Below are 24,465 nucleotides of genomic sequence, written 5' to 3'. Positions count from 1 at the left end.
GCCAGCCCCGTTATCATTCGCCCCATCTTTCGGGGGATTTAACTGATGCTCAATGGCCTGTGGCTTGGCTTCTTTGTCGTGGCAATGGTGTCAGCACTGGCGCAATGGCTAGTGGGCGGTAACGCCGGGATTTTTGCGGCGATGGTGGAAAGCATTTTCGCCATGGCCAAATTGTCGGTGGAAGTGATGGTGCTGCTGTTCGGTACCCTGACCTTATGGCTGGGCTTTTTGCGTATTGCCGAAAAAGCCGGCATCGTCGATTGGCTGGCCAAGGCCCTTGGCCCGCTGTTTCGCCGCCTGATGCCGGAAGTGCCCGCCGGCCACCCCGCCATCGGCTTGATCACCCTCAACTTCGCCGCCAACGGCCTGGGCCTGGACAACGCCGCCACGCCCATTGGCCTGAAAGCCATGAAAGCGCTGCAGGAACTCAATCCCATCCCCAATACGGCGAGCAACGCGCAGATTCTGTTCCTGGTGCTCAATGCGTCCTCGCTGACGCTGTTGCCGGTGACCATCTTCATGTACCGCGCCCAGCAAGGCGCCGCCGACCCGACCCTGGTGTTCCTGCCGATCCTGCTGGCTACCAGCGCTTCGACCCTGGTGGGCCTGCTGTCGGTGGCGGTAATGCAGCGCCTGCGGCTGTGGGACCCGGTGGTGCTGGCCTATCTGATCCCTGGCGCGTTAGTACTGGGTGGCTTCATGGCGCTGCTGGCGACCCTCTCCGCCACGGCGCTGGCCGGTTTGTCGTCTATCCTGGGTAACCTCACGCTGTTTGGCTTGATCATGCTGTTCCTGGTGATTGGTGCCTTGCGCAAGGTCCAGGTGTACGAGGCCTTTGTCGAAGGCGCCAAGGAGGGCTTCGACGTTGCCAAGAACCTGTTGCCCTATCTGGTCGCGATGCTGTGTGCCGTTGGCGTGTTGCGCGCCTCGGGTGCCTTGGACTTCGGTCTGGAAGGAATTCGCCATGTGGTGGCCTGGACCGGTATGGACACGCGTTTTGTCGACGCGCTGCCGACTGCGATGGTCAAGCCGTTCTCAGGGAGTGCGGCGCGGGCGATGCTGATCGAGACCATGCAGACCCAGGGGGTGGACAGCTTCCCGGCGTTGGTGGCGGCTACGATTCAGGGCAGTACCGAGACCACGTTCTATGTGTTGGCGGTGTACTTCGGTTCGGTAGGTATCCAGCGCGCGCGGCATGCCGTTGGCTGTGCATTGCTGGCGGAGTTTGCCGGTGTCGTTGCGGCTATTTCGGTGTGCTACTGGTTTTTTGGTTGAGGCTTTGATTGCTATCGGGAGCAAGCCCCCTCTCACATTTTGATTTGTGAACACAGTCAAATGTGGGAGGGGGCTTGCTCCCGATGAGGCCATCAGTGTTTAGAGGCAGTGTTGCCCTGCGCCACCACCCAATCCACCACCTGCTTATTCAACTGATCCCCCGCCTGCCCAAATCCTTCCACCACCGCCGGCACTTTGGTGTCGCTCACCGGCTGCCTGACCTCAAACCGCCGGCTGGCAATAATCCGCTGATCACTCCCGCGCACCAGCCGTGCGTCGAGGCGAATCACTACTTCCACCGCGGTGCCACGGTACTCACTCTGAAACGCCTGCAACTGCCCGCCCAGCTCATAGTCGGCTTGCAGATTGGTCTCATCGGTACTCAGCAGCGTCACCCGACCATCGCGCTGGAAGCCGTCTATAAACCGATTGCGTAGCAGCACTGGGGTTGGATCGCTCCAGCGTGAGCTTGCATAGCTGCTGATCAAATTACCGTGCGGCACCACGGCAATGCGTGGGCTGTCGAGAAACTCGCTGGTCTGGGGTTTGCTCACCCGCAATGACCAACTTACCGGTGCGCCTTGAGTGGTTGGCTGGGCAGATACCAGGCGGTACACGTCCGATGGGTCCGGCTTGGGCAGGATTGAACACGCACTGACCAGTGCCAGAGCCACAGGGGCGATCATTTGGTAAGCACGCTTCATGGCGTGAACTCCTTGTTCTTGTCGCTGCCCAGCAGGTAACCGCTGGGGTTGGCTTCCAGGCGGCGGGAGATGGCGCGCAGCGAGCCGAGGGTTTCACGCAGCTCGCGCACCGCTGGCGCCAGTTCGTTGAGGCCCTGCATGCCGCTGTTCACCGAATCCTGATTGTTGGTCAGCAAGGTGTTGATCGTGGCGGTGCTTTGTTCCAGGGATTTCATCGCCTGCTCGGCGCTGCCGAAGGCTTGCTTGCCTTGCTCGTTGAGCAAGCCATTGGCGCTGCGCATCAGCACGGTGGTTTGCTCGAGCGCGGCGCCGGCCTGTTTGCTCACCTGCATCAGTTGCTGCATCACCACCTTGATATCGCCACGTTGCTCGGCGATGGCGCCAGTGGTTTGCTGCAAGTTGTCCAAGGTGTTGCTCAGGCGTTCGACGTTTTCCCGGGAGAACATGTGGTTGGCGTTGTGCAGCAGCAGGTTGATGCTGGTCATCAGGTCGTTGCTGTTATTGAGCAGTCGTGCGATGGGCGATGGCGACGCGATGATTTCCGGCAGGTTACCGTTCTTGCCCTTGAGCTCCGGGCTCTGTGGGGTGCCGCCACTGAGCTGGATGATCGAGGTGCCGGTGATGCCGGTCAGCGCCAGCTTGGCTTGGGTGTCCTCCTTGATCGGCGTCTGCCCGGCCAGGCGGATGCGTGCGAGGACGCGACGTGGGTCGCTGGGGTCCAGGCGCAGGCTGGTGACGTCACCCACCTTGATCCCGCTGTACTGCACCGAGCTGCCCTGGGACAGGCCGCTGACCGCCTCGTTGAACACCACCTCGTAATCCCGGAAGGCGCTGTCGACGCTGGACTTGGCCAGCCATAGGCCGAACAGCATTGCGCCGACCACCACGATTACGCTGAACAGTCCGATCATCACATGATGGGCTCGGGTTTCCATGTCATACCTCGTTGAGCGATTGAGCGGCATCCAATGCCGCGCGGCCCCGGGGGCCGTGGAAATATTCATGAATCCAGGGGTCGTCCGTTTCCGAGACGACATCGATGGCGTCGGCCACCAGTACTTTCTTTTGCGCCAGCACCGCCACGCGGTCGGTGATGGTGTACAGCGTGTCGAGGTCATGGGTGACCAGGAACACACTCAAACCCAACGCATCGCGCAGGGTCAGGATCAATTGGTCGAACTGCGCCGCGCCAATCGGGTCGAGGCCGGCGGTGGGTTCGTCGAGGAACAGGATATCCGGGTCCAATGCCAGCGCACGGGCCAATGCCGCACGCTTGACCATGCCGCCGGACAATGAGGCCGGGTATTTGTCGGCCGCCGACAGCGGCAGCCCGGCCAGGGCCAGCTTGACCGCCGCCAAGTGCTCGGCGTCGGCGCGGCTGAGGCCCGCGTGTTCAATCAATGGCAGGGCGACATTTTCGGTGACGGTCAGCGAGGAAAACAGCGCGCCCTTCTGGAACAGCACGCCAAAGCGCCGCTCCACCAGCGAGCGTTCATGCTCAGGCAGGCTCGGCAGGTTCTTGCCAAATACCCGCACCTCACCTTCGCTGGGGCGACGCAGGCCGACGATGCTGCGCAGCAGCACGGACTTGCCGCTGCCGGAGCCGCCGACCACTGCCAGGATTTCGCCCTTGTACAAATCCAGGTCGAGGTTCTCGTGCACGCTCTGGCTGCCAAAGCGGTTGCACAGGCCGCGTACTTCAATCACCGCCTCAGTGGGCGCACGGTGTAGACGACTCACCAGCCCATCTCCATGAAAAACATCGCGGCGACCGCATCCAGTACGATCACCACAAAAATCGATTGCACCACGCTGGAGGTGGTATGCGCGCCCACTGACTCGGCGCTGCCGCTGACCTTGAAGCCTTCCAGGCAGCCAATGGCCGCGATCAGGAAAGCGAAGATCGGCGCTTTCACCATGCCCACCAGAAAATGCTGCACGCCAATGTCCGATTGCAGCAGCGAGAGGAACATCGCCGGTGAAATATCCAGCGCCACGGCGCACACCACGCCACCCCCGACAATCCCCGAGAGCATCGCCAGGAAGGTCAGCATTGGCAGCGCCACCAGCAGCGCCAGAACCCGCGGCAATACCAACAGCTCCATGGGGTCCAGGCCCAGGGTACGGATGGCGTCGATTTCTTCATTGGCTTTCATTGAACCGATTTGTGCGGTGAACGCACTGGCGGTTCGGCCGGCGATCAGGATCGCGGTGAGCAATACACCGAACTCTCGCAGGAAGGAGAACGCCACCAGGTCCACGGTAAAAATCGTCGCGCCGAAACTCTTGAGTACCGTAGCGCCGAGAAACGCCACCACCGCGCCGACCAGGAAGGTCAGCAAGGCGACGATAGGCGCTGCGTCGAGGCCGGTCTGTTCGATATGCGCGACCATGGGCGTCAGGCGCCAGCGCTTGGGGCGCAGTACGCCACGGGCGAAGGTTTCGAGGATCAGGCCGATAAAGCCCAACAGCTTCATGGCGTCTTGCCAAACGGTGTCCACGGCGCGGCCGATGCGTGCCAACACCTGAATGCCGACGGCCTCTTCTGGCTCTTTGATCGGCACGCAGAAATCATTCAGGGAGCGGTAGACGGTCTTGAGCAGTGCGCGGTCGGCGGCTGGCAGGCTGCAATCGGTCTGCTCGGCGGAGTGCTCGATGCGCTCGGGGCCCAGCAGTTCCACCAGCAGCGAGGCACCGGCGGTATCCAGAGCGCCAAGGCCGTTGAGGTCAATACGGGCGCCAGCGTCGTATTGGCCGTCGAGTGTGCCCGACAGCTTCTTCAGATTGGCGTAGTGGGCAAGCGTCCAGTCGCCGGTAATCCGCAGCAACGGTGGGGTGCTGGACGTATCAAGATGGGCCGTGCCGGCCGTCGTGCGAGTGGTCATAAGCTCCGAGCTTGTTTGGCTATCCACAGTTCCTACGTAATAGCACGAACGGGCCTACTTTGGGTTGTCCGCTTGTGCTGCGTCTATCACCTTGAAGCGCAATACGCCGATGACTTGCCCGTCTTCGGTAAGTACCTGCACTTGCCAGCGCCCCACGGCGTCACCCGGGAAGTTCTGCTTGTGGGTCCAGGCGCGGTAGCCCTCCTTGCGCCCACCATGGATATCCAGGGCAATGCGGTCGACTTCCTGGCCGTTGAATTTCCACACATGGTAGATCCGCTCATCCAACCCACGCGGGGCGTTGATCGCGGTGTAGGCGTACAGCCCACCGCTGCGCAACTGGTCGGCGGTGACTTCCTTGAGATCGTCGCCCGGTGTGCGGTCTTGTAGCTGGGTGCTGATCGCCACTTCGGTCATCCACAGGGTGGCGGGTGGCACCCAACTGCGCAGGAACCAGCCGGCGCAGCCGATGGCGACGGTGACTCCCAGTAGCATTGCCCAGCCTTTGACGCTGCGCAGCGGCAGGCTGACGGCCAGGCTTGGGATCGACAGGACCATGGCAACGCCGAGCGCCAGTTTGTAGCTCTGGGCAGTGGTCAGGTGCAGGATGATCGGCAGCGCGGTGAGCAACGCGGCAAACAAAGTCAGGGTGTGCAGGGCCAGGAACAGCGAGCGCTTGGGTGCCAGCCACTTGTAGTACAGCGGGTCGATGATCGACACCAGCGCCGCCGCGCCGAGCAGGCCGGTGAACAGCGATTGGCCGCTGTTCCAGGCCGTGGTAACGAAAAAGAATGGCAAGACGAAAAACAGACTTTCCTGGTGGATCATCTGGGTGGCGTAGCGCAGCAGCGGTTCAGGGATTTCGCGCTTGAAGACCTTGGTGAACAGCTGGGTGAAGCTGTTCTCCAGCATCAGCCACAGCCAACTCACCAGCATGATCACCGCGATCCAACTGGCCATGCCCTGCTGGCGGTCCACGAGGATGAAGCTGCCCACACCCGAGATGAAACCGCCGAGTGCTATCACCCCTGGGTAGCGCTTCATCAGTTCGAGGATGCGCTGGATTAAGTGGGTCAGGTTAGGCATTCGGCGGTTCGCAGTCTTTGTAGGAAAAAATCCCAGACAGAATAACGTCTTAGCCCTGGGTCCGGTGCCTCATTCCACGATCCGTTGGCGATAACGCCGAACGGCGATCAACACTATGGCGATCAGGCCAAGCACGCCCGCGCCGATCCAGGTCAGCGCGTCATAGCTAAGCAGCGGCTTTTCGATGCGCCAGTAACCCGAGTGTTTAAACACCTCACGCAGGGCCTGGTTGGTTTGCGCCAAGCTCACGGCTTTGATGCGTTTGACCGGGTCACTGAAATGACCATCGGCGTAGTCGCCTGAGGCACTCCAATAATAGTCCGCCAACGCACTGTTGCCCTGAACGGCCCAGGCTTGACGGGCAATGGCGGCTTGTTGCAGGCGGGCGAATACCGTTGGGTCCAGCCCGTCCTTGAGCAGTTTTGCCTTGAGGTCTTGCAGAACCTGTTCGGCCTCAGGGACATTTTCCCGTTCGAGGTCGGCATTCAGGCTCAGGAAACCGACGCCGCCGAGCACTTCGCGTTCAGTCCACGGGCCGTAGGACAAACCGTGTTTGAGGCGTAGTTGCCGGTACAGCGCCCAGTCGAGGTAATCCTTTAGCAGGTCGTAGGTTTCATCATGCTGGTCGTCCAGCACCGGCTCGGGGAACAGCCAGTGCAGCTTGGCGCCGTCGCCGACCCAGCCGCGGATCAGGTCGCGGTGGCTGGCGGCGGTGTGCTGGATCTCCGGGAGCGGCCGATGTTCGCTGGGTTCCACAGGGTCGAGTTGGCCGAAGGTGCGTTCCAGATAGGCGGGCAGCAATTTGTCGAGGTCGCCAACGATGATCAAGGTCATGTTGTTCGGTGCGTACCAGTGCTTGCGCACCCCTTCCAGCTGATCGCGGGTCAGGTGATTGGCCTCGGCGCGTTCGGCGCATTTGAGGCCCAGCTCGACGGCCAGTTGGTTACTGGCGTTGTGGCCGAGGTCCTGGCGGTCCAGCAGGCGTTGCAAATGGGAGTAATGGCCACCGTCTTCACGCTCGACTACCTGCTTGGCGGCGTTGATATGGGCGTCGGTCAGTTGCGTGCGGGTGAGGATAGCCAGCAGCAGGTCCAGCACCTTGCGCTGGTTTTGCGCGGGGGCCTCGATCACGAAGGTGGTGTCGGCGTTGCTGGTATAGGCGTTCCACTCGCCGCCCAGGGCTTGCATGCGGTCTTCCAGGTCACCTTCCCCTCCGCCGTCGATGCCGCTGAACAGCAGGTGTTCAAGCAGGTGCGGCAGCTCTTTGTCTTCACAACCGAAATCATCCAGGCCCACGCCCACCACCAGGCGAATGGCTACGTGCCCGCGCTCAGTGCCCGGCTTGAGCAGCAGTTGCAGGCCGTTGGGCAAGGTGTAGCCCTCGACTTGCAGGCGGTCAAAGGCGAATGTGTGTGCCGAGCCTAGGAGCAGGCAGGCGAGTAACAGGCGACGCATAACAAGCTTCCTGGCGAATAAGGTCCATTGTTAACTGACTTCACTCGCCGTCGTACGTTCAGGGCGAATGGGTGATGTCGGCAATATCTTCGGCGGAGAGTGCGCCGGTGTCGGACGTTTCCAACACTACATAAGCACTGCTGCAAAACAACGAGTTCAAGCGTTTCATGTCGGCAATCAGCTCCAAGTGCAAGGAGCTGGTTTCCAGGCTCTGCACAATCTTGCGTTGCAGGCGGCTGACATGGGCGTGGGCCAGGCGACGTTCCTGGGCGCGAAAGCGGCGTTTTTCACGCAGCAATTGGCGGGCGCTTTCCGCATCACCGCTGAGAAACACCGACAGACCCAGGCGCAGGTTGGCGATCAACTGGCTGTGCAGGCCGCTGAGCTCTTCCAGGCCCACTTCGGAGAACTGCCGGCGCTGCGAGGTTTTCTGCTGCTGGACCTTGCGCAGCATGCGTTCGATCAGGTCGCCCGCCAGTTTCAGGTTGATCGACAGCTCGATGATTTCTGCCCAGCGGCGGCTGTCTTGTTCACTCAGGTCTTCACGGGGCATTTGCGCCAGGTAGAGCTTGATCGCGCTGTAGAGCGCCTCGACGTCATCGCTGAGGCTGCGCATTTGCTGGGTGATCGCGGTTTGATTGCCGCGCAGGACCTCTTGCATCGAAGTGAGCATATTGTCGATCAGGTCGCCCAGGCGCAGGGTTTCCCGCGCGGCGTTGGCCAAGGCCAGGCTCGGCGTGGTGAGCGCGGCCAGGTCAAGATGGCGCGGTTTGGCCTTGCCATTGGTTTCTTCGCGCTCGGGCAGCAGCCAGGCGCATAGCCGCGCCATAGGGCCAATGGTCGGCAGCAGAATCAAGCAACGCGTGACGTTGTAGAGCAGGTGGAAGGTGATGACCATGCCTTGGGCGCTGTAGTCCAGGCCGTCCATCCAGAGTACGAGTGGGTCAAGCACTGGAATGATCAGCAGTAGGCCGATCAATTTGTACAGCAGGCTGCCCAGGGCCACCTGGCGCCCGGCGGTGTTCTGCATGCTGGTGCTGAGGAACGCGAGTACACCGCTGCCGATGTTGGCGCCGATCACCAGGCCGATTGCCACATGCAAGCCGATCACCCCAGCGCCAGCCAGGGTTGCCGTGAGCAACACCGCTGCAAGGCTGGAGTAGGAAATCATCGCGAACAGCGCGCCGACCAAGGCGTCCAGCAAGATATCGCCGGTCAGCGAGGCGAAGATGACTTTGACGCCCTGGGCATGGGTAATCGGCCCGGCGGCTTCGACGATCAATTGCAGTGCGAGGATGATCAGCCCGAGGCCGATACCGACCCGGCCCAACTGCCCTGCCCGTGTCTGTTTGCGCGAGAGGAAGAAAATCACCCCGAGAAAGATCAGCAGCGGCGACAGCCAGGACAAGTCGAAGGTCAGTACGCGCGCCATCAACGCGGTACCGACGTCGGCACCCAGCATGGTGGCCAGGGCAGGCGTGAGGCTCATCAGCCCTTGGCCGACAAACGACGTCACCAGCATCGCGGTAGCGTTGCTGCTTTGCACCATGGCCGTCACCAGGATCCCGGCGACAAAGGCCAGCCAGCGCTTGGACATGTTCTGCCCGATGACTTGGCGCAAGTTGGAGCCGTAGACCCGCAGGATGCCGGTACGGACAATGTGCGTGCCCCAGATAAGCAGGGTCACGGCGGAAAGCAGATTGAGCAAGGTCAGCATGCTCGGCCCCCCGTTTGGGTGTGCTCCAACAGGAGCAAATGAGAATTGCCGCGTGCCGTTCTACGTCTTGTACTTAAGCTGTAGTTGGCGAATGGGCTCTGCGCCAGCATCGCATAGCTAAAGTGGGGATTGAAACAAAACTGTCATGAAATCAGTTTTTTGCAGATGAAAAAATGGGGCGCGAGCGCCCCATTTCAGCAGCGGGCCATGATTATTGACCCGGAATGTCCTTGCGCAGTTTCACAGGGTCCTGCTGTTTTTTCTTTTTCGCGATGGCGGTGCGCATCTTGATATTCACTGCTTCCACCGCCAGCGAGAACGCCATGGCGAAGTAGACGTAGCCTTTTGGCACGTGCACGCCGAAGGATTCGGCGATGAGCACGGTACCTACTACCAGCAGGAACGACAGCGCCAGCATTTTCAGCGACGGGTGCTTGTCGATGAATTCGCTGATGGTGCCGGCAGCCAGCATCATCACCAGTACCGCAACGATGATCGCTGCGACCATCACCGGCACGTGGGAAACCATGCCGACGGCGGTGATTACCGAGTCCAGGGAGAACACGATGTCGATGATGGCGATCTGGATGATGGTGTAGATGAACTTGCCACCTTTGCCGCCCGGCTCTTCGTGGGTTTCGTCTTCACCTTCCAGGGCGTGGTACATCTCCTGGGAGCTTTTCCACAGCAGGAACAAGCCGCCGAAGAACAGGATCAGGTCTCGGCCGGAAATACCCTGGTCAAACACCACGAACAGGTCGGCGGTCAGTTGCATGACCCAGGTGATCGACAGCAGCAACAGGATTCGCGTGACCATGGCCAGGGCCAGGCCGAAGATCCGGGTGCGCGCCTGCATATGCTTGGGCATGCGGCTGACCAGGATCGAAATCATGATGATGTTATCGATGCCCAGGACGATCTCGAGGGCCGTCAGGGTGAAGAAGGCAATCCAGATTTCCGGATTGGTCAGCCATTCCATGTGTATTCCTTTGAGCAAATGTTAAACCGCGCCAGCTGCAGCGCCGCGCGGTGAGTGAGTCGGTAGGATTATAGAGTGCTGAACAGCGGAAAAATCCCCATCAGCAGTGCGGCGAACATTATGCACAGGCACACCAACACTGCCCACTTGAGGGTGAAGCGTTGATGATCGCCGAATTCGATACCGGCCAGTGCCACCAGCAGGTAAGTCGAGGGTACCAGCGGGCTGAGCAAGTGTACCGGTTGGCCAACAATGGATGCGCGGGCCATTTCCACGGCGGTGATGCCGTAATGGCTAGCGGCTTCGGCCAACACTGGCAGCACGCCATAGTAGAACGCATCGTTGGACATGAAGAAGGTGAACGGCATGCTCACCAACGCGGTGATCACCGCCAGGTACGGGCCCATGGCCTCGGGGATGACCGCCAGCAAGCTCTTGGACATGGCGTCGACCATGCCGGTACCCGACAGGATGCCCGTGAAAATACCCGCAGCGAAGATCAGCCCCACTACCGCCAGTACGCTGCCGGCGTGGGCCGCGATGCGGTCTTTCTGCATTTGCAGGCAGGGATAGTTGACGATCATCGCGATACTGAACGCCACCATGAACAGCACGGGCAGTGGCAGCAGGCCGGCGATCAGTGTGCACATCAGCGCCAGGGTCAGGGCACCGTTGAACCAGATCAACTTCGGACGGCGGGCGTCAGGGTACTGCGACACGCTGATTTCGCTGTGGTCGATCTCGTCGCCTTGCAGGTGCAACTCACCCAGGCGCGCACGCTCGCGCTTGCCGTACATGTAGGCAATCACCAGGATCGCTACGACACCGGCGGCCATGGCTGGGATCATCGGTACGAAGATGTCGGAAGGGTCCACATGCAACGCACTGGCGGCGCGGGCCGTCGGGCCACCCCAGGGGGTCATGTTCATCACGCCACCGGCGAGAATGATCAGGCCGGCCATGATGCGCGGGCTCATACCGATACGCTGGTACAGCGGCAACATGGCGGCGACGCAGATCATGTAGGTGGTGGCGCCGTCACCGTCGAGGGACACCACCAGGGCCAGTACGGCGGTGCCGACCGAGACTTTCAGCGGGTCGCCCTTGACCATCTTGAGGATCTTGCGCACGGCCGGGTCGAACAGGCCGGAGTCGATCATCAGGGCAAAGTAGAGGATGGCAAACATCAGCATCACGCCGGTCGGCGCGAGCTTGGTGATGCCTTCGAGCATCATCGGGCCGATCTTCGGCGCGAAGCCGCCGAACAGCGCGAACAGGATCGGCACGATGATCAAGGCGATCAGCGCGGACAGGCGCTTGGTCATGATCAGGAACATGAACGTGATGACCATGGCAAAGCCAAGGAAAGTCAGCATAGGAATACTCCAGGCGTAGCGCGGCTAGGGAATGGCGAACCGAGTGAGGGTCAGCGCAGAACGAAAGGCACGAGGCGTACGGGTGGAGTCGGGGCGAACAGGCGGGTACGAGCGGACATCGGGAATCACCATTGTTGTTGTTAACAGCCGGTCTATTGCCGGCAGTGGGGGCGATCCTAGACGGGGAAGCTTTCAGCCAGCTTTCGCCGCAGAAACTGGGGACATACGGTCTTAAGGCTGATGCAGATAAAAATGTGGGAGGGGGCTTGCTCCCGATCGCGGTGTATCAGTCACTGAAGATAATGACTGCACCGACGCTATCGGGAGTAAGCCCTCTCCACAATTTGATTGTGTACCGCTAAGTATTTAGGGCAGTTCGAGGCCACCGGCTGCTTTATGCAACGTACGCAGATGCTCACCCAGCTGTTTGAGGTTGGCTTCACAGGCGGCAATCTCGGCGGCGCGGGATGGATCGAGCAGCGCCCTCACCTCTTTATCCAGCTCGCCGGTCAATGATTGCAGTTGCTTCTGGCGCTCGGCGCTCTCCGATTCCAGGCGCTTGGCTTCCGAAGGCTGCGGCAGGCCATAGCCACCACTGTCGAGCAACTCGGCCGGGCGACTGAGAAAGCCGCTATTGGCGAGGATCTGTTGCAGTGTGTTGTTGGCTTTCTCCATGCCGCCGTTTTTCAGCTCGCGGGCGTTGAGATAGCGTTGTTTGACTTCGTCCTGGGCAAGCATCAGTTGCTTGCGATAGCTGGCCTGCTCCAGCAGCAACAACGCAGCACTGGTACGCAGGTCGGCCTGGCTGAACCACTGGCGGCGCGCCTGAGCATCGAGGGATAACCAGTCTTCGACCTGGGTCTGCTTGATCGGCAGGCGCTTGCGCAATACATCGAACATGGCCTGGTAACGCTCGCGGAACGAGTCGAAGTGATACCCCAGGCGCAGCGCCTCGCGCTTGTCATTCAATACGCTGGTATCGGCCAGGCCGCGTGCGCTGAGGACTTCGAGCAAACCGTTAGGCGTGATGTTGTCCAGGCCGGTCAATTGCGGGTTGGCGCTGCCACTGCGCAACAGTTTCAGGCTCTCGACCGCGCAGTTGTTGGAGATAAAGAAGTAGTTTCCGTCATAGCTCCAGTGCATTTCAGCGGCGTGTTCGACGGTGTCGTTGATTTCCTGGCGGTTGAGTTTCAGCGGCACCGACGCCAGGCCGCGCAATTCGGTCTTGGTGTATTCGTCGATGACTTGCGCCAGCGGCAGTACAAACAGCCGTGATGGGTACTTACCCACCAGGCCATCCCAGCTCGACAGCTGTACGTCACCGACAAAGGCGCGGTAGGACAACACCAAGTGCCGGTCCAGGTCCAGACGACAATCCGGGCCGCGCGGGCGACCTGGTGCGCAAATCACCAGGCGCAACATGCTATGGCCCCAGCGGCTCACCAGGTTTTGGTTGGCTTCGGCGAGCAGGTAGTCAATTTCATACACACGTTCCGGGTCGATCTGGCCCAGGGGCGTCTTGGCGAAGTCGTTGCCGGCGTTCAGGAATGGGTAAGTCTTGGCACAAGTATCTTGCTCCGGCGGGGCCCAGCCAAAGTGTTCCTCGTAGTAGCGGAATAACGCGGGGCGGCGGCAGGCATAGCTGGGGTCGAGGAGGAAGTACTCCATATTGACCGCCACGAACTCCAGCGGGCTGGTGGTTTCATAGATATCCGGGCTGCGGACCACCTGATTGTTGTGCTGTTCGCGTTCACCGCGACGGCCGACGTATTGTGGCCAGCCGGCAAGGTCCAGCAGGCGTGGGTCATCGCTCAGCGTGAAGCGACGATCGTTCTGGCCGCGGCATTGGTCGGGCAGGCCGATCAAGCCCGTAATGTTGTTCTGGCGGCTGCAACGCTGGATCAGCGTGCGCTCGTCTTTGGGCCAAAGGCGTGCACGGTCATAGATGTGGGTCAGTTCATGCAGCACGGTGGCGAGCATTTCCCTGCGCACAGTGCCATGGGGGCGATTGGTTTTTTGGGTGGCGGCGCTGCCATCGGTCAGGCTGGCTAGCAGGTTTTGGTTGAGGTCCAACTCCGAAACCAATGACGCCTGGCCGTAGGCGTTCTCGGGCATTTTATCGGTCCAGCCAACATCAATACGCCGGTCCAATTGCTCGACAAATCGCGGCGGCAAGGCGTGTAGTGCTTCATCGAGCAATGCCTGGCTGGCCTGCTGTTCGGCCGGGCTCAGGCCATCGGCTTTGAGCCGCAGTTGCAGGCTGGCCTGGGCTGCACTTGCACACAGCAGCACGGCCCCGGCCAGGAGCCAGGCGTTGATTCGCCTCACAGAGCGAGAATAGCTTCGGCGAGGGTCTGATCACTGGCATCACGGGCTTCGGGTACGCGGGTGCGCAGGGTGTCAAAAGCTGCTTCAAGTTGCGCCCCGCGAATTTCGCCATTGGTGGCGACGAAACTGGCGGCATCATCGTGTGCTTCACGCACGATTTTGGAGTCGCGGATGGAGGTGGTGGTGTCCGAGGTGAAATCAATAGTGCGCGCCGAAGCTCGCACGACGATGTTGCTGGTGGCCTTCAAGGTTTGCGCCTGGGCGACATCAGCCAAAAACAGCAGGCCGAGGGCGGCGACGATCAACGGGCTACGCATTGGGGTGACTCCAAATACAAAGATGATTATTGGACGAGAATTGCCTGCGCCAGTTCAAGGTCGCTTGCATGAAGTTTTGGCTGGGTGCGGCGCAGATAATCCAGTGCGGACTCCAGTCGTGCGCCCCGCCATTGGCCGTCAGTGGCGATGAAAGCGGCAGCATCATCCTGGGCGGCCAATATCAACTTGTCGTCGAACGGTGCAGAGGTCACCTTGCTGGTGGCGTACACGCTGACAACTGTGCTCTGGGTGGACACATCAAGGGCCGAAGCCAAAGGTGACCAGCAAGCGGAAAACAGTACAGGGACAATCAACAGGCGGTATGAAAAAACCATGGGACTCGACAACTGAAAGCGAGCGCCAAGGCTAGCGCAATGGCCCGGCGAGAGCCAGCGCCGAGGCATCCGGGAGCGGCAGGCGCTCCCTTCTGGTTGCCGCCGATCAGATCGCCAGGATGGCCTGTGCCAACTGTGCATCGGTTGCGGTGTTCAGTTGCGGTGCTTGTTGGCGGATCTGGGCCAGGGCGCTTTCCAGCTTCACGCCACGGATGGCGCCTTCGCTGGCGACAAAGCTGGCGGCGTCGTCACGGGCGGCCTGTACGACCTTGTTGTCGCGCAGGGAGGATGTAGCATCGGAACTGGCATCGGAGGTGGCTTTCAGCGCGCCGACGATCGAGTCGGTGGTCATGATCAAGCTGCTCGCATTGGCATTGGCAGCCAGAGTCAACACAGCGGCAGTGCACAGCAGGCGAAGACGGGACATGGGGTAACTCCTGTAGACGAATAAGAAGGTGGCGCGAAACGGCCACTGCGAAACGGACTGGGACTGTTGAGCATCAGACGCACGCTCTACAAGGTTCGCCACTTGGTGGATGGATATTAGTCTTGCGCCCGTCCATTCGGAAGCTTGCAATTCAGCTGTACCTATCTTTTTCTATAATTTTAAAACTGTACCTGTTTGTAGAAATTCTCGAAGATTCAAGGCGATATCGCAGAAACAACAAAGCCCGCCTCCGGTTACCCGGGGCGGGCTTTGCTTTGACAAATCTGGGTGCTGGCGGTGGACCCGGCGGGTCAGGGCCAGCGGGCGCCCATTAGCGCCAGAACGGCTTGCTCAGCTCTTCGTAGCGTTGAGCTTCGCTGATACCGGCGTCAGCCAGCAGACGCGAATCCAGGCGGGCCAACTGATGGCGGCTGGAGATGCGGCGCTGCCACAACATCAGGTTGGCGAGAACGCGCAAAGGCAAGGAAGCCTGGGTGTTTACAGCTTTTTCTTCGAAGAACAGTTCGGAACTGAGTGTACGTTCCATGATGACATCCTTCCGCTTGTGGCGGGATTAGGTAGTGGTTTAACTGATGCCAATGATCCTCCTCCCGTGCAAGACTCTCTAGATACAGTTCACCTGTATTGTGAGAGGCCAGTTAACTGTTTAATCAGGCTGTACGGTACGTAAATGGGGCAACTGTACCTGTGCGCACCTAAAAGGTGCGTATTTGGTGTTTTTGAGGTTTTATGTGGGATATTTCGGTAGGAAATGACCAGTACAGCAGTACAGTTTTTTACAGGCGTGACGGTTAGATCGCCGAGCTGATGAAACTGTATTTGCATCAGCTCGGATCTGTATTCATCAAGCCTTGAGCATATGCCCGGTTTCTTCGAGGTTGATGTGCCAGCTCAGTGCCTCGCGCAGAATGTGAGGAGTGTGCCCACCGATGGCGCAGGCGGTTTCGAAGTAGGTGTTGAGCGCATCGCGATAGGCCGGATGTACACAGTTGTCGATGATCACCCGCGCACGTTCCCGCGGTGCCAGCCCGCGCAAATCGGCCAGGCCCACTTCGGTGACGAGAATGTCCACGTCATGCTCGGTGTGGTCCACATGGCTGACCATCGGTACCACGCTGGAAATCGCGCCGCCCTTGGCAATCGATTTGGTGACAAAGATCGCCAGGTGCGCGTTGCGTGCAAAATCGCCAGAACCGCCAATACCGTTCATCATCCGCGTGCCACACACGTGGGTGGAGTTGACGTTGCCGTAGATATCGAACTCCAGCGCGGTGTTGATCCCGATGATGCCCAGGCGACGCACCACTTCAGGGTGGTTAGAGATTTCCTGTGGGCGCAATACAAGTTTGTCCTTGTAATGCTCCAGGTTGCCGAACACGTCGGCATTGCGCCGCTCCGACAAGGTGATTGAGCTGCCGGAGGCGAAGCTCAGCTTGCCAGCGTCGATCAGGTCGAACGTCGAGTCCTGCAGGACTTCCGAATACATGGTCAGGTCTTCGAACGGCGAGTCGATCAAGCCGCACATCACCGCGTTGGCAATGTTGCCGATCCCGGCTTGCAGCGGGCCGAGCTTGTTGGTCATGCGCCCGGCGTCCACTTCTTGCTTGAGGAAGTTGATCAGGTGGTTGGCGATGCCTTGTGTGTCACTGTCAGGTGGCGTCACCGTGGAGGCGGAGTCGGCCTGGTTGGTGATCACGATGGCGACGATTTTCTCCGGCGGGATCGGAATCGCAGTGCTGCCAATGCGGTCGTCGACTTTCACCAGCGGGATCGGCGTGCGAGTCGGCCGGTAGGTCGGGATGTAAATGTCGTGCAGCCCCTCCAGGTTCGGGTTGTGCGCCAGGTTGATCTCGACGATCACCTGTTTGGCAAAAATCGCGAAACTGGCCGAGTTGCCGACCGAGGTGGTGGGCACGATATGGCCCTGCTCAGTGATTGCGACGGCTTCAATCACCGCAATGTCGGGCAATTTGAGCTGGTTGTTGCGCAGCTGCTCGACGGTTTCCGACAGGTGCTGATCGATAAACATCACCTCGCCGGCATTGATAGCCTTGCGCAGGGTGCTGTCGACCTGGAATGGCATGCGTCGCGATAGTACGCCGGCTTCGGTCAGTTGCTTGTCCAGATCATTGCCCAGGCTGGCGCCGGTCATCAGGGTGATTTTCAACGGCGAAGTCTTGGCGCGTTCGGCCAGGGCGTGGGGGACGGCCTTGGCTTCACCGGCTCGGGTGAAGCCGCTCATGCCGACGGTCATGCCGTCCTCGATCAGTGCAGCGGCGTCTGCCGCGCTCATGACCTTGTTCAACAACGAAGGCAAGCGGATACGATCACGGTACATGAATTGTTATCTCAGGCTACGGAAGCAAGGTGGGCAGTGTAGTGATTTCAAAAAATTTCGGCCCGCTACCATGGTCGAATGCAAGGTAGCGATTTAGAGCCTTTGGTCGGGTTTTATCCCGTAATAAAAAACCCCAGCCTACGGGAGGCCAGGGTTTCGGGTATTGCGCTGGCGCAGTGTTATTCGACGGCCTTGACCATGTCTTCGATGACCTTTTTGGCATCGCCGAAGACCATCATGGTCTTGTCCAGGTAGAACAACTCGTTATCCAGGCCTGCATAGCCGCTCGCCATCGAGCGCTTGTTGACGATGATGGTCTTGGCTTTGAAAGCCTCGAGGATCGGCATGCCGGCAATAGGCGAGTTCGGGTCGTTCTTGGCGGCCGGGTTGACCACGTCATTGGCGCCCAATACCAGCACCACGTCGGCTTGGCCGAACTCGGAGTTGATATCTTCCATCTCGAACACCTGGTCGTAAGGCACTTCGGCCTCGGCCAGCAGTACGTTCATATGCCCAGGCATGCGCCCCGCCACTGGGTGGATCGCGTACTTCACGGTCACGCCACGGTGGGTCAGCTTCTCGGTCAGTTCTTTAAGCGCATGTTGCGCACGTGCCACTGCCAAGCCATAGCCCGGCACGATGATCACGGTATCGGCGTTGGTCAGCAGGAAGGTGGCATCGTCGGCCGAGCCGGACTTCACCGGGCGTGCTTCTTTAGAGCCCGCCGGGCCGGCTGCATCCGCCGTGTTGCCGAAACCGCCGAGCAGCACATTAAAGAAGGAGCGGTTCATCGCTTTGCACATGATGTACGACAGGATCGCGCCGCTGGATCCCACCAGGGAGCCGGCGATGATCAGCATCGAGTTGTTCAGCGAGAAGCCGATACCCGCCGCTGCCCAGCCGGAGTAGCTGTTGAGCATCGACACGACTACCGGCATGTCAGCGCCGCCAATCGGGATGATGATCAACACGCCCAGCACGAAGGCCAAGGCCAGCATCAGTGCGAACGCAGTGAGGTTGCCGGTGAGCATGAATGCCAGGCCCAGGCCCAGTGTTGCCAGGCCGAGCACCAGGTTCAGTTTGTGCTGCCCGCCGAACTGTACCGGTGCGCCTTGGAACAGGCGGAACTTGTACTTGCCCGACAGCTTGCCGAACGCGATCACCGAACCGGAAAAGGTGATCGCACCGATAGCGGCACCGAGGAACAGCTCCAGGCGGTTACCGGCCGGGATCGCGTCGCCCAGGTGTTTGACGATGCCCAGGGACTGCGGCTCGACCACGGCGGCGATGGCGATAAACACTGCGGCCAGGCCGATCATGCTGTGCATGAACGCCACCAGCTCGGGCATTTTGGTCATTTCTACGCGCTTGGCCATGATCGAACCGGCAGTGCCGCCGATCAGCAGGCCAACGATCACGTAGCCGATACCGGCGGTGGCCAGCTCAGCCCCAAGCTTATAGATGAGGCCCACGGTGGTCAGCACCGCCAACGCCATGCCGAGCATGCCGAACAGGTTGCCGCGTCGCGAGGTAGTTGGGTGCGACAGGCCTTTAAGGGCCTGGATAAAGCAAATCGACGCGATCAAGTAGAGCGTCGTGACCAGATTCATGCTCATGACGATGGCGCCTCTTCTTTTGCTTTCGGGGCTTTCTTCTTGAACATCTCAAGCATTCTGCGAGTCACCAGGAAGCCGCCGAATACATTCACTGCGGCCAGGGCCACGGCCAGTGTGCCCATGGTCTTGCCCAGCGGGGTGACGGTCAGCGCAGCAGCCAGCATGGCGCCGACGATGACAATCGCGGAAATGGCATTGGTCACTGCCATCAACGGCGTGTGCAGCGCGGGTGTTACGTTCCAGACCACGTGGTAACCGACATAAATTGCCAGCACAAAGATGATCAGGTTGTAGATACCGGGGGAGATAAGCTCTTCCATCGTCTGAATCCCTGCTTAGGCGTTTTTGCGGATGACTTGGCCGTCGCGGCACATCAGGCACGCGGCGACGATGTCGTCTTCGAGGTTGATTTCAAACTGCCCTTCCTTGGTGAAGACCAGCTTCAGGAAGTCCAGCAGGTTGCGCGCATACAAGGCCGAGGCATCGGCGGCGACAGCGCCCGCCAGGTTGGTCGGGCCGCAAATGATCACGCCGTTTTCCACCACCACCTGGTCGGCGACGGTCAGTGGGCAGTTGCCGCCTTGGGCCGCGGCGAGGTCGATGACCACTGAGCCTGGCTTCATCTGCGCCACTGTATCGGCGCTGAGCAGGGTGGGAGCCTTACGCCCCGGGATCAACGCTGTGGTGATAACGATGTCGGCCTGCTTGGCGCGCTCGTGTACGGCCAGGGCTTGGCGCTGCATCCAACTGGTCGGCATTGGGCGTGCGTAACCGCCGACGCCGACGGCGCATTCACGCTCTTCATCGGTTTCGTACGGGACGTCGACAAATTTCGCACCGAGGGATTCGATCTGCTCTTTCACCGCCGGACGTACGTCGGATGCTTCGATCACCGCACCCAGGCGTTTCGCTGTGGCGATAGCCTGCAGGCCCGCAACGCCGGCGCCGAGAATCAGTACGCGCGCAGCTTTTACGGTGCCGGCGGCAGTCATCAGCATCGGCATGAAGCGCGGGTAGTGATGGGCGGCCAGCAACACTGCCTTGTAACCGGCGATGTTCGCTTGCGAAGACAGCACGTCAAGGCTCTGGGCCCGTGAGGTGCGCGGTGCGGCTTCGAGGGCGAAGGCGGTGATGCCGCGCTCCGCGAGCTTGGTGATGGTTTCGTTGCTGAACGGATTGAGCATGCCCACCAATACGGTGCCGCTTTTGATCAGCGTCAGTTCGCTGTCGCTGGGGGAAACCACCTTGAGAATCAGCTCTGCGCCAAACGCATCGCTGGCGCTGCCAATGGTTGCGCCTGCCGTTTCATAGGCACTGTCGAGGATGCTGGCGTTGATGCCTGCGCCGCTTTGTACAGTGACCTTATGGCCCTGGCCGATCAGCTTCTTGATGGTTTCCGGGGTGGCAGCCACCCGCGTTTCACCGGTCTGGGTTTCGAGAGGAACACCAATGTGCACGTCAAATCTCCTGCATGATCTTTTTGCTTTTGATCTTTTTGTAAAAAGGCCAGTACACCGCGAGTGGCGTAACTGGGGCGGCCGATCAGCACGATCCCGCTGAAATGACAGCGGGGCGCGGCATTTTGCAGGCGAACTTTACGGCCTTCAAGGGATTATGACGGGTGACGAAAAATTAACTACAAGTCACCCTGTGACTGATTGTCGCAACACCCTGAAATAACCTCTTTAAATACAAGTCTTTAAAGGGCTGTAGGCGATTACTGGGTCTTTTTCTATCGTCTGTGTGAATAGTCGTATATTGCATGGTAATAGTCGCTACAAGCCATGCAAATCATGGCTTTGAGCCTTATTTTTGTGTGACGAGTACAGTCTGTTGAAATGCGACATATACGTATATCTGTAGGATAAAAAATAAGCTGACTACAAAGTCAGCAGGAGGTCGATCTCCTTTAAATACTGGGGCTGTAGCGTTGTGATTGGTCGACTAGCCAATCCCTGAACGCGTGTAACGAGGCTGATTCGACCTTTTTGTCGGGAATCATCAGGTAATAAGCCTTTTCACTTCTCAGCGCTTCGGTGCTGGCGATGACTAGTTGTCGCTCCTTCAACTCTCGCTGGATGAGGAAGGGAGGGATCAGTGCAATGCCCATGTCATGCATGGCTGCTTGGGACAACATCGAGAATAGCTCGTATCGAGGGCCTGTCATGTCGCGAGGGATGTTCAGTTGTTGGGCGTTGAACCACTGGCGCCAGGCATAAGGGCGCGTTGTCTGCTGCAGCAGTGGCAGCTCGGCGATCTCTTGGGGGGAGAAATGCGTCCGGCCATTGAGTAAACGTGGACTGCACACTGGGACAGGGTTTTCGCCCATCAGCCTGTGGGATTCTGTACCGGACCAGTCGGCATCGCCGAAGTAGATTGCCGCGTCGAATTCGGTGTCGGCAAACAGGAAGGGGCGTGTGCGGTTGGTGAGGTTTACCGTCACTTCCGGGTGCTGGTGCTGAAAATCCTTGAGGCGCGGGATCAGCCACTGTGTGCCGAAGGTAGGCACCACTGCCAGTTCGATGACGTTGGCGCCCTGCTGGCCCATGACTGACAAGGTGTCGCGCTCCACGGCATCCAGTTGTGTTGCAACTCTGCGGCTATAAGACAGCCCTGCCTCCGTCAGCTTGACCCCGCGGCGAGAGCGGCGAAACAGTTCGACACTCAAAAACTCCTCAAGGCTGGCGATCTGTCGGCAGATGGCGCCCTGTGTGATGGAAAGCTCCTGCGCCGCCTTGGTAAAGCTCTCGTGACGGGCCGCTGCTTCAAAGCTAATAAGTGCGGTGGTACTGGGGATTTTTCTACGCATGTACATTGTCCTCACAGATAAGGCGCTTTTTTTGGCCTTATTGAGTGTTACGAAGTGAGAAATTAGCACAAGCCTATGCAGAAACCTCGTTTGCCCTCTGCGCTGACCCGGCCTAGTCTGCACCCACGACTTCTGATTTTTCCGCGAGGACTTATTCATGGCTGGTAAGGCAAGCTTCAACTGGATCGATCCACTGCTGCTGGATCAGCAGCTCACCGAAGAAGAGCGCATGGTGCGTGACAGTGCCGAGCAATTTGCTCAGGACAAGCTGGCCCCGCGTGTGCTCGAAGCCTTCCGTCATGAAAAGACTGACCCTGCGATCTTCCGTGAGATGGGTGAAACCGGTTTGCTGGGCGCAATGATTCCCGAGCAGTACGGTGGCAGTGGCTTGAACTACGTCAGTTACGGGCTGATTGCGCGTGAAGTGGAGCGTGTTGACTCCGGCTATCGCTCGATGATGAGTGTGCAGTCGTCACTGGTCATGGTGCCGATCAATGAGTTTGGCACTGAGGCACAGAAGCAGAAATACCTGCCGAAGCTGGCTTCTGGCGAATGGATCGGCTGTTTCGGCCTGACTGAGCCAAACCATGGCTCCGACCCGGGCGCGATGATCACCCGGGCGCGCAAAGTGGATGGCGGCTATAGCCTGACCGGCGCGAAGATGTGGATCACCAACAGTCCGATCGCGGATGTGTTTGTGGTATGGGGCAAAGACGATGCGGGTGACATCCGTGGTTTTGTCCTGGAAAAAGGTTGGAAGGGTCTCAGCGCTCCGGCGATTCACGGCAAGGTAGGCTTGCGGGCTTCCATTACCGGTGAAATCGTCATGGATAACGTATTTGTGCCGGAAGAGAATATTTTCCCGGATGTACGTGGCTTGAAAGGCCCTTTTACCTGCCTTAATTCGGCGCGGTACGGCATTTCCTGGGGCGCGCTTGGGGCCGCGGAGTTCTGCTGGCATACCGCACGCCAATACACGCTGGATCGTCAACAGTTTGGTCGTCCGTTGGCTGCCACCCAGTTGATCCAGAAAAAGCTGGCCGACATGCAGACTGAGATTACCCTCGCCCTGCAAGGTTGCCTGCGCTTGGGGCGGATGAAGGATGAGGGTACGGCTGCGGTTGAGATTACCTCGATCATGAAGCGTAACTCGTGTGGCAAGTCCTTGGACATCGCGCGTATGGCCCGGGACATGCTGGGTGGCAATGGTATCTCCGACGAGTTCGGGGTGGCGCGCCATCTGGTCAACCTGGAGGTGGTCAATACCTATGAAGGGACTCATGACGTGCATGCCTTGATTCTGGGGCGTGCGCAAACCGGTCTTCAGGCGTTCTATTAATAGGAGCATGGGCATGGGCGCGCTTTCGCATCTGCGGGTACTGGATTTGTCGCGAGTACTGGCGGGCCCATGGTCCGGGCAGATCCTTGCAGACCTTGGGGCTGAGGTGATCAAGGTCGAAAGGCCGGGTAGCGGGGATGATACGCGTGCCTGGGGGCCGCCCTTCCTCAAGGGTGCCGATGGCGAGAACACCAGTGAGGCGGCGTATTACCTCGCGGCCAACCGTAATAAGGAGTCGGTGACCATCGACTTCACTCGACCGGAAGGGCAAAAGCTGGTGCGCGACTTGGCTGCCAAGTCGGACATCCTGATCGAGAACTTCAAGGTGGGTGGTCTTGCAGCGTATGGGCTGGACTATGAATCGCTCAAGGAGGTCAATCCAGAGCTGATTTACTGCTCGATCACCGGATTTGGTCAGACAGGGCCTTATGCGGCGCGCGCTGGCTACGACTTCATGATCCAAGGGTTGGGTGGGCTCATGAGCCTGACGGGGAGGCCAGAGGGGGATGGCGGTGCGGGGCCGGTGAAAGTTGGCGTAGCGTTGACTGACATTCTGACGGGGCTTTATTCGACCGTGGCGATCCTGGCCGCGCTAGCTCATCGCGATCACGATGGCGGTGGGCAGCATATCGATATGGCGCTGCTGGATGTGCAGGTGGCTTGCCTGGCTAATCAGGCGATGAATTACCTGACAACAGGGGTGTCGCCTAAGCGTCTTGGGAATGCTCATCCCAATATCGTGCCGTACCAGGACTTTCCTACGGCTGATGGGGATTTCATCCTCACGGTGGGTAATGACGGTCAGTTTCGCAAGTTCGCTGAAGTCGCTGGGCAACCGCAATGGGTGGATGACCCACGCTTCTCAACTAACAGGGCGCGAGTGGCCAATCGTGCCGTGCTGATTCCATTGATCCGCCAAGCTACGGTCTTCAAGACGACTGCTGAGTGGGTGTCACAGTTGGAGCGAGTGGGGGTGCCGTGTGGGCCGATCAATGATCTGGCGCAGGTGTTCGCCGATCCTCAGGTCAGGGCGCGCGGCCTGGCGATGGAACTACCTCATGCGTTGGCGGGAATGGTGCCTCAGGTCGCCAGCCCTATACGGTTATCCAAGACACCCGTGGAGTACCGTAGTGCGCCTCCTCTATTGGGGGAGCATACGCTTCAGGTGTTGCAGGGAGTTCTGGGGTTGGGGGCAGCTAATGTGGCTGCCTTGAAGGCGGCCGGTGTCATCTGAGTTAACCCTTCTATATAGGAGTGCACAGGGCGTTCTTCTAGAAGGTGCTCGTTTTTTAATCAATCCTAACTTATTGATAGAAAAGTAGAATTAAGAGTTGACGGCAGATTCTGGAGGCCTATAATTCGCCCCACTTCCGGCGCAGTCGAAACGGAAAACTCCTTGGTAAACAATGAGTTATGAGGTTTTCGGCAGCAAGTGCTTCAGTTCATCGAAGCCGAAAG

General features: G+C 59.4%; 22 protein-coding genes. 3 read left to right on the top strand and 19 right to left on the bottom strand.

The features are described from left to right. The first annotated feature begins 45 nt into the window (after positions 1-45). The gene (locus JFT66_RS27510) at positions 46-1,275 is read left to right on the top strand and encodes a nucleoside recognition domain-containing protein (protein WP_198860506.1); all 1,230 of its coding nucleotides are present in this window, start codon (positions 46-48) and stop codon (positions 1,273-1,275) included. A gap of 92 nt (positions 1,276-1,367) precedes the next feature. Here the strand turns inward: JFT66_RS27510 and JFT66_RS27505 are convergent, their stop codons facing one another. From JFT66_RS27505 to JFT66_RS27415, 19 genes are all read right to left on the bottom strand, one after another. Beyond that, positions 1,368-1,979, bottom strand: coding sequence for an ABC-type transport auxiliary lipoprotein family protein (locus JFT66_RS27505; RefSeq protein ID WP_034116665.1), 612 nt, complete (start codon positions 1,977-1,979; stop codon positions 1,368-1,370). Continuing rightward, positions 1,976-2,914 carry an MlaD family protein gene (locus JFT66_RS27500; protein ID WP_153837255.1) on the bottom strand — a complete coding sequence of 313 codons (939 nt, stop codon included), beginning with the start codon at positions 2,912-2,914 and terminating at the stop codon, positions 1,976-1,978. The genes JFT66_RS27505 and JFT66_RS27500 overlap by 4 nt, the downstream gene beginning before the upstream one ends. Position 2,915: 1 nt before the next feature. After that, positions 2,916-3,719, bottom strand: a complete 804-nt coding sequence (locus JFT66_RS27495) for an ABC transporter ATP-binding protein (protein WP_034116667.1) — start codon at positions 3,717-3,719, stop codon at positions 2,916-2,918. Further along, on the bottom strand, positions 3,716-4,864 hold the full coding sequence (locus JFT66_RS27490) for an MlaE family ABC transporter permease (protein ID WP_034116668.1): 1,149 nt from the start codon (positions 4,862-4,864) through the stop codon (positions 3,716-3,718). The genes JFT66_RS27495 and JFT66_RS27490 overlap by 4 nt, the downstream gene beginning before the upstream one ends. A 54-nt stretch (positions 4,865-4,918) precedes the next feature. Then, a complete protein-coding gene (locus JFT66_RS27485; RefSeq protein ID WP_198860505.1) occupies positions 4,919-5,950 on the bottom strand; it encodes a DUF5924 family protein in 1,032 nt (343 codons plus the stop codon). Positions 5,951-6,019: 69 nt separating this feature from the next. Then, entirely contained in the window at positions 6,020-7,405 is a 1,386-nt protein-coding gene (locus tag JFT66_RS27480; protein ID WP_034116670.1) for a M16 family metallopeptidase, read from the bottom strand. A gap of 58 nt (positions 7,406-7,463) precedes the next feature. Next, positions 7,464-9,122 carry a Na/Pi cotransporter family protein gene (locus tag JFT66_RS27475; RefSeq protein WP_153837251.1) on the bottom strand — a complete coding sequence of 553 codons (1,659 nt, stop codon included), beginning with the start codon at positions 9,120-9,122 and terminating at the stop codon, positions 7,464-7,466. A 211-nt stretch (positions 9,123-9,333) separates the two neighbouring features. After that, a complete protein-coding gene (locus tag JFT66_RS27470; protein ID WP_034116672.1) occupies positions 9,334-10,101 on the bottom strand; it encodes a TerC family protein in 768 nt (255 codons plus the stop codon). A 68-nt stretch (positions 10,102-10,169) separates the two neighbouring features. Further along, positions 10,170-11,477 (bottom strand): CitMHS family transporter, encoded by a 1,308-nt coding sequence (locus tag JFT66_RS27465; protein ID WP_198860504.1) that lies wholly within the window; start codon positions 11,475-11,477, stop codon positions 10,170-10,172. 366 nt (positions 11,478-11,843) lie between these two features. Beyond that, a complete protein-coding gene (locus JFT66_RS27460; protein WP_198809680.1) occupies positions 11,844-13,805 on the bottom strand; it encodes a DUF7844 domain-containing protein in 1,962 nt (653 codons plus the stop codon). Continuing rightward, the gene (locus JFT66_RS27455) at positions 13,802-14,122 is read right to left on the bottom strand and encodes a DUF2388 domain-containing protein (RefSeq protein ID WP_003187408.1); all 321 of its coding nucleotides are present in this window, start codon (positions 14,120-14,122) and stop codon (positions 13,802-13,804) included. Before JFT66_RS27455 ends, JFT66_RS27460 begins: the two co-directional genes overlap by 4 nt. 26 nt (positions 14,123-14,148) lie before the next feature. Beyond that, positions 14,149-14,457: a DUF2388 domain-containing protein gene (locus JFT66_RS27450; protein WP_034116676.1), complete on the bottom strand. Its 309-nt coding sequence runs from the start codon at positions 14,455-14,457 to the stop codon at positions 14,149-14,151. A gap of 106 nt (positions 14,458-14,563) precedes the next feature. Continuing rightward, complete coding sequence (locus tag JFT66_RS27445) at positions 14,564-14,884, bottom strand: DUF2388 domain-containing protein (protein ID WP_034116677.1); 321 nt, start codon at positions 14,882-14,884, stop codon at positions 14,564-14,566. 331 nt (positions 14,885-15,215) lie between these two features. Then, the gene (locus JFT66_RS27440) at positions 15,216-15,431 is read right to left on the bottom strand and encodes a DUF1127 domain-containing protein (protein WP_003187413.1); all 216 of its coding nucleotides are present in this window, start codon (positions 15,429-15,431) and stop codon (positions 15,216-15,218) included. A 318-nt stretch (positions 15,432-15,749) separates the two neighbouring features. Further along, positions 15,750-17,243 (bottom strand): acetyl-CoA hydrolase/transferase family protein, encoded by a 1,494-nt coding sequence (locus JFT66_RS27435; RefSeq protein ID WP_034116678.1) that lies wholly within the window; start codon positions 17,241-17,243, stop codon positions 15,750-15,752. 179 nt (positions 17,244-17,422) lie between these two features. Next, a complete protein-coding gene (locus JFT66_RS27430) occupies positions 17,423-18,859 on the bottom strand; it encodes an NAD(P)(+) transhydrogenase (Re/Si-specific) subunit beta (protein WP_153871156.1) in 1,437 nt (478 codons plus the stop codon). Beyond that, positions 18,856-19,179 carry an NAD(P) transhydrogenase subunit alpha gene (locus JFT66_RS27425; protein WP_008439664.1) on the bottom strand — a complete coding sequence of 108 codons (324 nt, stop codon included), beginning with the start codon at positions 19,177-19,179 and terminating at the stop codon, positions 18,856-18,858. Before JFT66_RS27425 ends, JFT66_RS27430 begins: the two co-directional genes overlap by 4 nt. 15 nt (positions 19,180-19,194) lie before the next feature. Next, a complete protein-coding gene (locus JFT66_RS27420) occupies positions 19,195-20,316 on the bottom strand; it encodes a Re/Si-specific NAD(P)(+) transhydrogenase subunit alpha (protein ID WP_198860503.1) in 1,122 nt (373 codons plus the stop codon). A gap of 452 nt (positions 20,317-20,768) precedes the next feature. Then, complete coding sequence (locus JFT66_RS27415; protein WP_153837249.1) at positions 20,769-21,668, bottom strand: LysR family transcriptional regulator; 900 nt, start codon at positions 21,666-21,668, stop codon at positions 20,769-20,771. 157 nt (positions 21,669-21,825) lie between these two features. Here JFT66_RS27415 and JFT66_RS27410 point away from each other — a divergent pair, with 157 nt between their 5' ends. Together JFT66_RS27410 and JFT66_RS27405 are read left to right on the top strand one after the other, a co-directional pair. After that, positions 21,826-23,007, top strand: coding sequence for an acyl-CoA dehydrogenase (locus JFT66_RS27410; protein WP_003187423.1), 1,182 nt, complete (start codon positions 21,826-21,828; stop codon positions 23,005-23,007). Between the two features lie 13 nt (positions 23,008-23,020). After that, positions 23,021-24,241 carry a CaiB/BaiF CoA transferase family protein gene (locus tag JFT66_RS27405; protein WP_153837248.1) on the top strand — a complete coding sequence of 407 codons (1,221 nt, stop codon included), beginning with the start codon at positions 23,021-23,023 and terminating at the stop codon, positions 24,239-24,241. Positions 24,242-24,465 lie beyond the last annotated feature (224 nt).

Source organism: Pseudomonas sp. MF6755, assembly GCF_016405635.1.
In the GTDB taxonomy this organism is placed as follows: domain Bacteria; phylum Pseudomonadota; class Gammaproteobacteria; order Pseudomonadales; family Pseudomonadaceae; genus Aquipseudomonas; species Aquipseudomonas haemolytica.
The sequence above is the reverse complement of the archived record's forward strand: the minus strand, read 5'-3'. Positions and strand labels throughout refer to the sequence as shown.

Excerpts from the sequence above, each read along its gene's own strand:
- JFT66_RS27450 (WP_034116676.1), bottom strand. The coding sequence starts at position 14,457 with ATGGTTTTTTCATACCGCCTGTTGATTGTCCCTGTACTGTTTTCCGCT.
- JFT66_RS27490 (WP_034116668.1), bottom strand. The coding sequence starts at position 4,864 with ATGACCACTCGCACGACGGCCGGCACGGCCCATCTTGATACGTCCAGC.
- JFT66_RS27470 (WP_034116672.1), bottom strand. The coding sequence starts at position 10,101 with ATGGAATGGCTGACCAATCCGGAAATCTGGATTGCCTTCTTCACCCTG.
- JFT66_RS27435 (WP_034116678.1), bottom strand. The coding sequence starts at position 17,243 with ATGTACCGTGATCGTATCCGCTTGCCTTCGTTGTTGAACAAGGTCATG.
- JFT66_RS27465 (WP_198860504.1), bottom strand. The coding sequence starts at position 11,477 with ATGCTGACTTTCCTTGGCTTTGCCATGGTCATCACGTTCATGTTCCTG.
- JFT66_RS27455 (WP_003187408.1), bottom strand. The coding sequence starts at position 14,122 with ATGCGTAGCCCGTTGATCGTCGCCGCCCTCGGCCTGCTGTTTTTGGCT.
- JFT66_RS27430 (WP_153871156.1), bottom strand. The coding sequence starts at position 18,859 with ATGAGCATGAATCTGGTCACGACGCTCTACTTGATCGCGTCGATTTGC.
- JFT66_RS27410 (WP_003187423.1), top strand. The coding sequence starts at position 21,826 with ATGGCTGGTAAGGCAAGCTTCAACTGGATCGATCCACTGCTGCTGGAT.
- JFT66_RS27415 (WP_153837249.1), bottom strand. The coding sequence starts at position 21,668 with ATGCGTAGAAAAATCCCCAGTACCACCGCACTTATTAGCTTTGAAGCA.
- JFT66_RS27445 (WP_034116677.1), bottom strand. The coding sequence starts at position 14,884 with ATGTCCCGTCTTCGCCTGCTGTGCACTGCCGCTGTGTTGACTCTGGCT.
- JFT66_RS27505 (WP_034116665.1), bottom strand. The coding sequence starts at position 1,979 with ATGAAGCGTGCTTACCAAATGATCGCCCCTGTGGCTCTGGCACTGGTC.
- JFT66_RS27510 (WP_198860506.1), top strand. The coding sequence starts at position 46 with ATGCTCAATGGCCTGTGGCTTGGCTTCTTTGTCGTGGCAATGGTGTCA.
- JFT66_RS27475 (WP_153837251.1), bottom strand. The coding sequence starts at position 9,122 with ATGCTGACCTTGCTCAATCTGCTTTCCGCCGTGACCCTGCTTATCTGG.
- JFT66_RS27500 (WP_153837255.1), bottom strand. The coding sequence starts at position 2,914 with ATGGAAACCCGAGCCCATCATGTGATGATCGGACTGTTCAGCGTAATC.
- JFT66_RS27485 (WP_198860505.1), bottom strand. The coding sequence starts at position 5,950 with ATGCCTAACCTGACCCACTTAATCCAGCGCATCCTCGAACTGATGAAG.
- JFT66_RS27440 (WP_003187413.1), bottom strand. The coding sequence starts at position 15,431 with ATGGAACGTACACTCAGTTCCGAACTGTTCTTCGAAGAAAAAGCTGTA.
- JFT66_RS27480 (WP_034116670.1), bottom strand. The coding sequence starts at position 7,405 with ATGCGTCGCCTGTTACTCGCCTGCCTGCTCCTAGGCTCGGCACACACA.
- JFT66_RS27405 (WP_153837248.1), top strand. The coding sequence starts at position 23,021 with ATGGGCGCGCTTTCGCATCTGCGGGTACTGGATTTGTCGCGAGTACTG.
- JFT66_RS27425 (WP_008439664.1), bottom strand. The coding sequence starts at position 19,179 with ATGGAAGAGCTTATCTCCCCCGGTATCTACAACCTGATCATCTTTGTG.